Source organism: Brevibacillus formosus (assembly GCF_003013405.1).
In the GTDB taxonomy this organism is placed as follows: Bacteria; Bacillota; Bacilli; order Brevibacillales; family Brevibacillaceae; genus Brevibacillus; species Brevibacillus formosus.
In genome coordinates this window covers 1-13019 of the sequence record NZ_PXZL01000015.1, presented here as the reverse complement: position 1 = coordinate 13019, position 13019 = coordinate 1, and the positions used below count along the sequence as shown (strand labels likewise).

At 47.0% G+C, this 13019-nt stretch carries 7 protein-coding genes and 1 pseudogene; 7 read left to right on the top strand and 1 reads right to left on the bottom strand.

Going from position 1 to position 13019, the window contains the following annotated elements:
• Positions 1–3 precede the first annotated feature (3 nt).
• The 4 genes from C7R91_RS16275 (at position 4) to C7R91_RS16260 (ending at position 6685) form a co-directional block, all read left to right on the top strand.
• Positions 4–423 (top strand): DUF8551 domain-containing protein, encoded by a 420-nt coding sequence (locus C7R91_RS16275; RefSeq protein ID WP_047072281.1) that lies wholly within the window; start codon positions 4–6, stop codon positions 421–423.
• A gap of 13 nt (positions 424–436) precedes the next feature.
• The gene (locus tag C7R91_RS16270; protein WP_047072283.1) at positions 437–2242 is read left to right on the top strand and encodes a hypothetical protein; all 1806 of its coding nucleotides are present in this window, start codon (positions 437–439) and stop codon (positions 2240–2242) included.
• Positions 2243–2256: 14 nt separating this feature from the next.
• Positions 2257–3345 (top strand): hypothetical protein, encoded by a 1089-nt coding sequence (locus tag C7R91_RS16265; RefSeq protein WP_047072285.1) that lies wholly within the window; start codon positions 2257–2259, stop codon positions 3343–3345.
• An 82-nt stretch (positions 3346–3427) separates the two neighbouring features.
• Positions 3428–6685, top strand: a complete 3258-nt coding sequence (locus C7R91_RS16260) for a 3-keto-alpha-glucoside-1,2-lyase-like domain-containing protein (RefSeq protein ID WP_236697936.1) — start codon at positions 3428–3430, stop codon at positions 6683–6685.
• A gap of 80 nt (positions 6686–6765) precedes the next feature.
• Here the strand turns inward: C7R91_RS16260 and C7R91_RS29715 are convergent, their stop codons facing one another.
• Positions 6766–7338 carry a hypothetical protein gene (locus C7R91_RS29715; protein WP_236697937.1) on the bottom strand — a complete coding sequence of 191 codons (573 nt, stop codon included), beginning with the start codon at positions 7336–7338 and terminating at the stop codon, positions 6766–6768.
• Positions 7339–7377: 39 nt separating this feature from the next.
• On the opposite strand from C7R91_RS29715, the gene C7R91_RS16255 reads away from it, so the two are divergent.
• From C7R91_RS16255 to C7R91_RS16245, 3 genes and pseudogenes are all read left to right on the top strand, one after another.
• The gene (locus tag C7R91_RS16255) at positions 7378–11337 is read left to right on the top strand and encodes a hypothetical protein (protein WP_236697938.1); all 3960 of its coding nucleotides are present in this window, start codon (positions 7378–7380) and stop codon (positions 11335–11337) included.
• A gap of 12 nt (positions 11338–11349) precedes the next feature.
• Complete coding sequence (locus C7R91_RS16250; RefSeq protein ID WP_047072291.1) at positions 11350–12498, top strand: beta-xylosidase family glycoside hydrolase; 1149 nt, start codon at positions 11350–11352, stop codon at positions 12496–12498.
• Between the two features lie 20 nt (positions 12499–12518).
• A pseudogene (locus tag C7R91_RS16245) lies at positions 12519–13019 on the top strand (discoidin domain-containing protein); the annotation flags it as partial.

Below are 13019 nucleotides of genomic sequence, written 5' to 3'. Positions count from 1 at the left end.
CAAGTGGGCTTCTCCGTTGTTTATTCTGGCGGGGGCGTGATCGACAAGGTACGTGAGCTCCCCTACCCGCACTTTTCCAAATTTACCGAGCCCTTCATTCGCGGACGCATGATTGATGTGACTGCGTCCAAGCAAGTCTTTTCCGATACCTATGCCCTTCCCTATCCGACAGAATTTTTATCCGTGGCGTTTGCTACCAATAACTACTGCGTCGGCGATTACTGGGAGCTGAGTCTGGACGGCGTGAAGGTCTGTGAGACGATTTATACCAAAGAGCTCCCGGAGTCAGTCTCGATGGGAAACAGCTTTGGGATCGTCTATCCGTTGAAGCCAAATGCGCAGGTCCGCTTTGACTTCCACAACATTTCAGGTACGGAAAAGAAAGTTTGGTACAATGTGAAATTTTTACGCAAGAAACTGTAAAGGAGGCGTATGGATGCCTAGTAAACAAGTAGCTTGGATCGAGGGCGAGGTCACAGCCGATTTGCTCATCAACAAGCTGGCTGATGAAATCGTCAATGCCAAAATCCCGGAGACTAAGAACCGCTGGGAAAAGGTGTTTGAGGTTAATGAAGATAAGTGGGTTACGTATACGAAGACGATTGTTGCAGATACGCAAGGGACGTACAAGCATACGGATGGGAAGACATATCCGGTTTATGTGTTGCCGGATTTGCGGGAGTTACGAGGCAATGGAGGGACTCTGCTCGTTGATAACAATGGTTATATCTTTGAAACGATTAATACAGAGAATGTGAAATCAAGTAAAAAAATTCAGGTAAAAGAGTTTGTCTATAAAAATGATGCAGGGAACGATATCACCCTATCTGTTCCCGGTCTGCTAGTGGTGAATGTCGATGATACCGACCCTGCTAACACCGTCAGGAAGAAATGCTATGTAGTGCAACAGGGCAAGTATGAGTTGGATGGGGTAACATTCACCCCTGGAAAAGAGTGGGATGAGTATAAACTCATTACACAAATGCCCTCTGATTGGAACGATCTTCTTTCAAAAGGTCAATGGTCGGTATTTTACTACTCTTGGGAATGGACTTATGTCCGTCCTACCCTCTACAAATTCGGAATGGTCAAATACATTGCCAACCCCGTTCATCACTATGACCGCACTGTCGTCCTAAAAGCCGTTCCTGACGTACCTTCCGGCCAAACGCCTAACGATTATTTCGTCATGCTGAAGCATCCCATCCAGCAATACAACTACTTGGATGTGTCCTACGGCAAAGGCTTCACAGGCAAAAATCCGGTTGGAAACTCTGCCGATACGTACCAGCTTGCCTGCGACAAGAGCACCGTCATCCCCGGTAAAGTCCCGGTCGTCCTCGACCAAAAACAGGCCGAACTCCAATACAACAAATGGAACAATCCTGACTACACCGACAAATACACCCCGCCTCACGAAGCATGGGCACACGATTACGACGACAAGGTCGAAATCAAAAGCCCTTCCTCCCACTTTTTCTACGGCGCTGACTCTGTCGTCTCTTGGGTACCAAACAAGAAACGTCGCCCAGACTATTGGGTCGAATACAACCTCTCCGTCAGCAATGATCGTGTAGCAATCGTGATTGAGGGCGATCCATCGCCTGATATGGATGCCTACTACAGCAGCTTTGCTTATATCGGTAAAACTATTCCTTTTGCTGACTATGACCACAAAGGCAATTTCGGAATCACAGTCGGCATGGGCGATTTGACAAAGGAAAAATCAGGCTTCCTTCCAGCCGACATCAAGCAGGACACCAATCCTAACTATTCGGGCTGGGGACGTTATACCTCCAACGGCATGTACTCCTTCTCCATGCTGCAAACCCGAAGCTCCGTCTACTTCCAAGCGTACTACCCTGCCTTCATTACCCAGCTCCCCAAATACGATGGAGTGGGCACAATCCCTCCTGAGCTGTCCAAAATGGTACTGGAAGCAAACGGCTTCCAAAGCTCGAAATGGACGAAGAAATATCATGCATCGCCGATCTATCTGGTACACCAGTTCGAAGGCTATCGTGGCTACCTCGACAGCGTCGTAGCAATCGAGGACCATAATCTGATCAACAAGGACGAGCTCGTCGTAGATACAGAGGAACCAAAAGATCCGAAGAACCCCGCTGCCGGAACTTGGACAGAGGTATACAAGTTCTTCCGAATCAATACCCCTGTTAATTTCTTTAAGTACTCCCCCAACCCTACCGATTGCACCATCGCCATCTTAAAAGAAGTATATTAAAGGAGGATTTTCACATGGCCAATTTTAAATACATTGAAAAAATTACCACTTCTAAAGAGCTTCTGGATACGATTAAATCCGAAATCGAACAAATCACTAACTATCCGCATAATGCATCTGCTGGTGAAACACAGGAGAAATCGACCTGGACGGTCATCACAGATCTCACCAAAAAAGATTCCGCTTCCGGCAAAACCTCCGAGCTTGTCTTGAAGGGCATCTCCAATATTAACAACGTGACCAAAGAGTTTTATGTCAAATTCGTCAACCCAGGCTTCACTAACCCGAAGGAACACAGCTCCTTGACGGTTCAAGTTTTGGAAGGATACAACGCGACTGCCAAAACCTTCACAACAGAAGGACATCCAGTCAATTTCGAATGGGCTGACGAGAAATTCGTCGTAAATGGCAAACCAACAGATCGCACGATTGATAAACCTGTCTACCTGTACATGAACGTGATGAATAATCGCCTTTCTCTGGTAGCTGTTGGCGATCCGGCTGTTCACTTTGAAGATTATCGCAAGAGCTTCCTGTACGTAGGCGCACTCAAGCCTTTCAAGTACAACATGGATGATGTGGTTGGAAACATCATGCTGACCGCTGGAGCTGTCGCTGCTGAGCCTGCTGCTCCAATCGCCCCACACGATTATGGTCAATACACCTCTTTTGGCAACAACACCTTGCAAATGCTCGCGACAAAATCCGGCATTCGCTTCCAAAAGCACTACCCTGCCTTCATTACCCAAGCTCCACAGCCGGGCAAGGCGTATTCCGACAGCAAGCTCGGGGACACGGGTCTTCTTCTGGAGCCACAAGGCTTTAACGCATCTGCTTGGACACGCCGTTACCATTTGAGCCCGATTTATGTCGTGCATGGCTACGATGGATACCGCGGCAGCTTGGATGCATGCATTGCCGTTTCGAAAAACAACATTCTCCACTTGGATGAATTGATCATTGATGTCGATCCGAGCGACACGACCAAGAAACACAAGCAGGAAGTATACCGCTATTTCGACCACAATACCGAGCAGAATTTCATGAACTACTCCGCCAACGTAAAAATGGGGGTCGCTTTCCTGAAGGAAGTTCGCTACTAAAAGAAGTCCCTCTAAAACCGTATAGCTAGCAAAAGGGGGAAAACTAGAACGCATCTCTGGTGTTCCCCCTTCTTTTTGGGAGGTGAACCATTTGACCGGGATTTCTTCTCTAACAGCCTATCAATTCAGACTTGCAGACCACTACGCTTCTATTCGCAACTATATCGGAAAAGTAACTTTCACGACTTCGCCCTCCCGTAAGTACTCCTTCGTCTATATTCCCTACGGGCAAAGTGCCAGTATGGTCATGCTGGATTATTTGCTCGCAAATCGGAAATCATTTTCCGCTGACCATCAAGATTCTTTGCAGGATATGATCCGGAATGAGACTAGCATGGCCAATCCCATGGAGTTGGTCGTGGTTTCCGATCGCTCGCCGTTTAAAGAGAGCTTGCTTCAGGACGATGCCTTGGATGCAGACCGGATCATTAAGCAACCGTTACAAGTCATTCGTCGTGTACATTTATCAGATCGGATCAAAACAGCAGGAATGGCAAAGCTCAATCCGGCCCAAATGTCCGTGCGTGTGAATAAGGATGAGCTGCATATTGATTTACCTCCAGCATCCGCCAGCCGTTCTATTTTTGCAGATGCGACCGTCAGGAAAGATCACTCTAGCGCAACACGGACTGAACGATTCGCCGGAAAAAAGATAAACGAGTGGCTCACGGGAGAGCGTACTTCCACGTTCGATTTATTCGTCAACACCGAAAGAAGCTTGGCTGAGCGAAAGTTTTGGGCTTCTCTCTTTGTGCAGATAGAAAGAGAAAACGCAACCAGATCAGTCACTCACAACCTATCTATTGAGAACAGCCTACCTCTTTCCAACCGCGATAACAGACAGACCATGTTTACGGATTGGTCTCATTCCATTGGCGAGCGCCATTTTTCCTTCGATATGATCCGACATTTCGTGCAAGCCTTCCACCGGATTAAAACAAAGCCGACGAAGGTGCTTCGCGACATGGACTGGGCTTACCTTAAAGCCCGTCAGTATGACGCCTTGCTGCACTTCCTTCATCGCGCAAGCAGGATTGCTGCGCAAAACTTAGCTATCCATCGAGCTTCTACAGGTTTTCGTACCATGCGTCAAGATGGTTCCCTTTTACAGAAGCACGACTGGGGCTATCGGGATTTCACGCGTCTTCTCTCCCTAGATTCCTTTTCACCAACAGCCTTCCGTCCGTACCAGAATGACTTGTACATTAATCGCTCTCGACTCCATGCTGCTCGTCCCTATCAATCACTAGGCACACTCATGATGGAATATGCAATTGGCAATCGGGACGTGGTTTCAGACCTCGCTATTCTCTTGTCACAACTTTCTGGAACCCGTTTGATTCAAACTGATGCTTCACTTTTGACGCATCTTGAACAAGCCACTCGACAAAACAGACACCATCTGTTTATCCCAAATCCCCTCTCTGATTCTCGGCGCGAAAAAGTCAATCTACTCTGGGTTCCCCAACATTTTGAGCTCGGAAAGAAACACCTTTCCCGCCCCACTTCCATTATGACGGATGACCTTCGCGCAAATCGCCAGCTCGTACATGCTGCTCATCTTTGGGAAAAGGAACGCGCGATCGATCTTAGTGGGGGCAAAGCACCTAAGCCATCCTTTTATCAGGATGAGAATGACATTTTCGCCAATCTGGAAAATGTACGCCCAAGTCTCCTGGCAGAGGATATGATCTTCGCGACCATCTTACGATTACTGCCCGCTCATCTTTTGGAAGACATCCTCGCTTCCAAAGAATTTCCTTCCCACCTGATGGACGACATGATTTTTGCCTCGCGCCTGACAGACGGCCAAAGCATTCTGGAGGCACTCATGGAATGGGCGCTGACCAACAAGACTTTCGATGCTTATGTAGATGAGGAATTTTTGGAGGGTGTGCGAACGCGGGTTCAGGCATTGATCGAATCTGAGGTCATTTTCAGTAAAACGTTGCAAGACAGAGCCGGCATTCTTTCCTTTGATACATCGGAATCCACCCGCCCGAATGAGGTTCTCTCGCATCTGGAGGAGGACAGTGTTGCAGGAAACCGGGAAGTATTACTCTCTTCCACGGTTGAAGGGGTCGAAATCACTAGTCAAATGGAGGTAGCCCCTTCATCCATTACAGAGGCACTTGTCGGCGAAGATGTATTCCGCCCAGCTGAGCTGCAAATTGAGCATCCTTTTGGTTACGTGGAACCTGATCCGTCCTTTTTGTTCGAAGAGCATACAGCCCGTAAATCCGCTCACGCCAGCGATCTTGACGAGTTGCCAGTCACTGCACTGTTGCGCAGCAGAATCACGGAATTGTGCAGCGGCTATCTCTTCGCTACCTCCCCGCATGAACGAGCCAGTTACCTCGTCGATTTATACGATGTGGCAGAAAAAAGCACGCGTGATGGAGAGCTCCAAGACGATGAATGGCGAAAGTATGCCAAGCTCGCGCTGGAACAAACGGTATTGCATGAGCAACTGATTGCCTATCAGCCGGAAGCAGCTGCTCATTTGATCGAATCTATCCTCAGTTACAAACAACCAGATCAAGCAGTTATCAACGCAGATTGGGTCGCTTCAAACCAAGAGCACGCTACCTCGCTGCTCACCCAAATCATGGGTAAAAAAGAACTCGCAGACGCCGTCATCCTGGAATACTTGGCTGGCCAATTGGATCATAGAAAAGGTCATATCGAGAAACCATTACTTTCTGTTCGCGACTACAAGAAAGCATGGGCAGATCGTATAGAAGAAATAGGACAAGGTTTGGTCTACGACTACTCTAACGATGTACTCGAGGCTGAGCATAATCCCGAGCATTGGTCAGGTGGTTTTTCTGTTCCAGAGGCATACGATCCTCACGATCCATTCAATGCATACTATCCATGGACGACGGATATGAATGCACTCGCGATGGGGCAAGACAACTGGACACGTTTTGGCTCTGGCACTTGGGAGCATAATCGCAACCAAGGCACTTTTACCCATACCAAGGGCTCTAGTGGCATGAGCGGCTACATTCGAAATGACTTTACCTATTCAGACTATCAGTTTGAGGTCGATTTCAAAGTAGATGAGCCCGCAGATGGAGACAGCGCTGGCATCGTGTTCAAATATCACAACGACCAGAACTACTGGATGTTCGTCGTCAGTGACGGAAGCGCCAGCGGTATGCCGCGGCCCATGCAGCTTTTCAAAGTAGAGAATGGTAGATCAACTATGTACTCTACCCCGATGAACCCGTTTGCCTGGGAAAAAGAGAAATGGTACACGCTGCGTGTTTTGGTTACGGGAAACCGCATCCGCGTCTGGGTAGATCATAACCTGCAATACGATTTTACGGATTAGAGGTGATCATTTTGGGTCATACGTTTGGCATTTTTTCTAAATCAGTGGGCAACGTCACATTCGGAAAAATGCGCTCCTCATTAGTAGAGGGCGCATTCCACCCGAATCATCCGGACAATCCGGACAGCCCCAATCGTCCTCGTGCAGAGGATCGGTACGCTGGGTATCAGAATCCGCTTTTGGGCGATCCCGGCAAGGGTCAAATTGGTCGTTGGCAGACGGTCAATCTCGACTCTCTCGAAAGCATGATCGATCAGATGATTGAGCAATTTGTCCGGGACAAAAATTGGTATGCCAAGGTTCGTTGCCGCGAAGCGCTTTGGAACATGTACCGTCGCCTGGAATGGTGGGTCAACCAGCAAATCGATCCGCAAAAAAACGACTACCAGCGCGCCTTGCTCATGGTTCGAGATTGCATTTACAAAATCCTGAAAAACGCCGAGCAACCGGATGGAACCCATCAAAATGTTTCGCTGCCAGTTTGTCCGGCTCCTTATTATCATCACTTTAGCGGTTACTATCTCAATCATTACGATGCCATCGATAAAGAAGTCCCTACATTTGATATGCGTACTCTCCCGCTGTCCGATAAGTTTCACGGCTTGTTCCGATATGTCTCCTCCACCGAGGATCAAGAATGGAAGATGGTTCACTCTGTCGGCTCCAATGAGATGGCGGGGAGTGAAAACATCATGAAGCTGGATGTGACCACACTCAAGCACGGTAATTCCAGCAAAGTGACTTTTCAATGGCGCTTTAAAAAGCAAGGATTTATTCGTTTCAAGTACATGGCTAGCACCGCTCCTGGCGATGGGTTGCTGTTTTTTATTAACAACAATCAGGTTGGCGGGGAATGGAATCAAAGCAACAGCTGGCAGGAAGCAAAGTTTCACGTCAAGCCAGGGCAGACGTACAAGTTTGATTGGTTTGTGCGGCGGATGAGTGATCGGCGGTTTGGGAAAAATGCGGTTTATGTCAAAGATGTGGAGTGTGTTGAGGTGGTGCAGAGCTTGGATGAGCAGACGCCGCCGGATGTGGATACATTGGGGAACAAGGCTTTTGCTGATCCCAAATGGCAATGGCTTACCAGATCAAGCAAAAGCATTATGACGACTTACTATAACGGTGAAGTGACCGAGGAGATCAATGGGAGAGAAGTCTCCATCTCACTAGACAACGAATGTGACGGTGTTTTTTCTTGGAGTCATAAAATGGGGAGAGTAACTCCACCCTATCAATTTGATGTTAATACTTTTTTTGATGACACTTTTCAACAAAGCATTATGCATGGTAGCGGACTATATGGAAGTTATGCTTCTTCTCATCATGGTCCTCCATGGTCACTTGATCCCTACGAGCACTACTCTGAGACCACATCCGGTGATGCTAACATTACTTACGATGTTCGCATCGGAGATAAGACCACGGTCAATGTAAAGGGCGAAGTAGAATTAATCTGCCCTCCTCTGTCGATTGATCATTACAATCCACAAGTTATCTCAGATTTGGACGCAGATACAGCACACTTCTCTTTTTCCGGCGTAAACGTTTGGAAAAGATGGTCTCATCCTGATTTCAATATGCAAGCATTGGTAATGGAAGACCCCATACGCCAAGGTACTGGCGATGCATCCACTACCGTTACTCTTTTTGACGATGGCTGGTTTGAATTTGATTATGCTTGTGATTTTCGCCCTTCTGAAACACTTGAGGTGCTGGTAGACGGGGAGCAGGTGCTTGTGTCAGCCTCTACCACAGAGATCCAATCGGCAAAAATCCCTCTTACCAAAGGCACTCATACGATTACTTTTCGAGTGACAGACAGTTATACGGAAGAGCCTTTTCGAGCTGAAAAGGACACGGACTTTGATTACGATGATGATTCCGAAAAAATACGTGGCCGCTTCGGAAGCTATATTTCTGTAGATCGCCCTAATGATTGGGACTACAGCCGCACCAAAAAGATGGCAACTACAACCGAGAATAGAGCAGAAATAGATTATCAAGTGAAACTGAACCCAGGTGCTTCACTGAATTTTACAGAGAAGGTTTTACTGGAGCCTGTCATTGATGTAACAGACTTTGACCCGGATCGTTCCAAATACGTTCGTGTCTTTTCAGAGGACTTCAATTCAGGTGACGAACGTTGGAGCAGAGATATAGATGTCCGGGATAACTGGAAATGGGTAGACATTTACCAACTCTATCATCCTGAATCGAATACTGGAGATATTGATGATGGTGTTCTGATGGTCAAGGATCAGGATGGAACTACAAATCGCGTTTATTTACGTGATATTGAATTGAAAAATCCTGGCTTTGTCCGCTTTGAATATGGAGGAAAGTACAGCCGTTATGAATCGTTGAAGTTATATGATAACGGCAAACTGATTTGGGAAGGAAACGAAAATCACGAATCAGCCGTAGGTCTTTATCGGGAAGTTGCACTCCCTGCTGGAAAACATTCTTTGAAATGGGTCTACGAGGATTTGGAAGAGATCGAAGTAGAGGTAGGATCTGGTTCAGGGGCTGGAGGCAGTGGTTCAGGAGGTACTGACGAACCTGAAGAACTTACCCCGGAGGAAGGGGGGCAAAAATGTTACAAGGCTGGGATTAAGAATCATGACATAGATTATTCCCTTTACGATAGTGGATTACCTAGTAGTATCACAGGAAGAATGTTTTATAAGGGACATGAGCAATCAAAAAATGGCGGAATTGTCACTCGGGAAGTGACTGCTCCTAGTTTTGCCTCTTATACGTATTCCGAGAAGCTTAAAGTATTTGGGGGAACAGGCATACCGAATAACGCCCCTTCAAAATCTGATCTAGATTATAGCGGATTGAAACTAAATTCAAATCTGAAAATGATAAACGGATATCCCGTTTTATTTACAGATTCAATCGTTCCAGGTAACACGGTTAAACACGTCATCAGTTTTACTGGTGGGGGTATCATAACATTACGTTGTAAATTCGCTTCTTTAGTAAGAGATCTGGATAAAAGTAAAGAACCAAAAATAGGGATAGAGTATAAAGGCTATCGAGCATCCTTTCAGATGGTGTTATCCTCCACCCCACAAGGTAGCGGTGATTTAGTATGGTCCTGGACCCAAAATGCAGGTAGTTCTCGTGACTATAAAAATATTGATTGGTCAAAAGCGAAGGATGTTTTCGTTAAGCTAGATGATTATGGCAGACTATTCCCAGTAAGAAAGTGGTATTTACAGCTTATTTTTAAGGATGAATACCCTGATAATGATAGGGTAGATAGTAATCTTCAGTTTGCCGCTATCAATAATTTAGTAATAACCACCACACAGCGGGATAACGAAGGAGAAGATCTTTATGACACGACAGAAGTAAAAATGGAAGTCATCGATAAATCCACAGGAAAATCTATAGGTAAACCATACCCAGCCTACTATAACGGTGTAAGCCAATACAATAAAGCAGAGCGGGAGCATCCGATACAGCTAGTCATTCCACCAGGTAAAACCTATCAAATCCGATATACACTTGTAAAAGGCCCTGGAACGAAAGGCGGATTACACGGTAATGGCGGATCATTTCGATTGTCTGAAGGAAAATTCAAAGAGAAATGGGAAGATTATTGTCATGACTCTACCGGACATTACTACCCCAAAAAAGAAACGCCTTATACGGGAACTCCCCCAACCCCACCTGCTACAGAATGGGTAATCCCTCCCGATTCATGGTGCTGGCTAGATGCCATCGAAGTATGGGAAAGCCCTGATCCGGTTCGTTTATGCAAAGACACGAGATTGCGTGTCAGAGTCTATGACGAGGATTCCGACGAATTGATCTCCGAGGATGAATACGATGGTGATGACGAGCAATTAATCGAAGTTGCATTAAACAACAATACCCCAGAAGCAAAAAGGTACAGAGTGAATTACCGATTCTTAACGAAATGCGACGACATGGTTTCCCTATCGGACGCACATGTGCAATTGGAAGACGTGAAGCCTCTCAAAAAGTCATCCTGTACCGTCAGTGGGTTCAAGGTCACCGAAAATACGGCTATTTGGATGGGGGGATGCAACGGAAGCAAGATGCATTTGAACGTGTATGGACAAAACGGAGCTTTGATTCATTCACAAACCTTTCTGGAAGAAGGGCGGCAATCCTTTGGCCTCGCTTCTCTCCTACCTACCTCCTCCCCCTCCTATCGCTTTGAATTCATCACTGAGCAAAAAGGCACAACCAGCGCCGTAACTGGCAAAGAGTACAAAACAACATTCCGAATGAGGGATTTCCAAGCCATAGAAACATGGGAACTGATTCCCGAACCTTTCAATTCCAAGCTCGAATTTTATATCGACAACGTATTAATGGACACTTTCACGCAACAAGGCGGCTTCTATGATCACTACTACCCTGTCGAAGCAGGCAAACACACGTATAAGTGGAAATTCATCGCGCAAAGCAGCGGACAAGTCTGGGATGGTTGCGAAATAGACTACATCAAACTAACCAACTGGATCTGCGACAAGGTCCTCGTCACCCCCTACTGCGATCCCGGCAGCGGAGACAAATGCGTCGAAGCACTGATCAAATGCTTGCTCGCGATCTGGAAACAACGCCCTGAGGCATGTGTGATTGGCAAACGAATATGGCTATTTACGTAAGGAGGTACTTCTATGAGTGTAGTTTCTCGGCGTAAATCGGGGTTTCTCTTCGAGGATTCTTTCGATTCTCTTACCCTCGATTCCAAGTGGAACATGACACCAAATGACTCTTCAAGGTGGTCGCTATCAGACGCTCCAAGCTCGCTCCGTTTAAAAGGCGGAGCCGAGCCGCTTCAACTCTTTTTAGACACACTTACACCCGTGAAACAATTCGTCCTCGATATGAAAAATTCATACAATCCGAAAGCTTCCGGAAGCACAGGCGGATTGACTGTCTTCATTAACCACAATGACTTTTTCCACGTCGAAGAATACTACGATGCATCGCAAGGCACTGCAAAAACCTTCCCCTGGCTTCGATTAATACGCGACTACAATACCTACACCGCGTATTGGTCCAAGGACGGAGCCATCTGGCACATCATCGGTTCGGAGGAATTCAATCGCCTTGCTCCCAAAATCGGTATATTTCTCAACAGCAGCGCTACAGACGACTATCTGGACATGGAACACGTCCGCGTTTTCTCCCTCCCCACTCTCACAGTCTCAAACCTCTCCCCCGGCATCCGCGTGGAGCTGCTCGATTCTACAGGAACCGTTGTCGACTCCAAAACGTGCCGGACAAGCCAAACATCCATTCAATTTGATATGACTCAGCATCCTATTCCTTTCACTGGCTCCCTACGTTTTGCGGAAGCAGACGGAAAAACAACCATTAGTTCCAGCGACCAGATGGAAATGTGGGGCGGAGACGAATACGACTTTTCCCCCTCTCTCACCCTCTTTTTTATCGATGGCGAAGGAAATGAGGTCCACCTGCAAGACAACACGGAGGAGTTTCTCGGTCATATGCTCCAAGGCCAGTATAGGGAAGTGAAAATGATCGCTCGAAATACGATGCATCATGGGACTTTTACAGGTATCCAAGGGGTTCTCACCTCTTATGCAGGTACCGATCAGTACAAACGGCTTGTAGATGTCGCTACAGACAAAAATGGCGTGCCTGGTACGTGGGGCGACTCCTTCACCCTGCCAGATACTGCGGCAGGAAATGAACAAGTTTTCTGGACGCGGATTTCTCGAGAAACTGATCCATCTCTCGTAGATAAAACGACGCATGTCCATTTTGGGATCAATTTCTCCGCCGTTTATACCAAATAAATCGAAAAGGAGCTGAACGTATGTCGGTCAGAATCACCCGAACAGGCACCGAAGTCGTCCTCGATCATAATGAGTTGGCCAACAAGGGAAAACGTACCCACGCCGAAATCGACTCCTACCTCCAGGAGCTGGATGATGCCAGAGAGAATAAACCGAGCTTACAGGATAAATTCCTTGAGCTAAAAGACAAAGACGATGAACAGGATCGTCAGCTTGATGCCGTGAAAGGTGCTGTTTCTACCTTTCAAACGGGGCTGAATACGTTATCGTCAACGGTCAGTGCGGCAGAAGCGAAAAATCAGACACAAGATCTCCGTCTTTCACAAGTCGAACAAAAAAACGCACAGCAAGACCAAGCCATTTTAAAGCTGCAAAGCGATGTCTCCTCTAACCCGAACGCCGAGGTGGTTGCTGCACGCAGGGATCGGGATGGGAGAACTTTTCCCAGTCTAAAAGCTCGGTTGGATGATATGCAGGGGAAGATTGGTTCTGGGGGTGGCGGGGGAAACAATGGGGGAGCC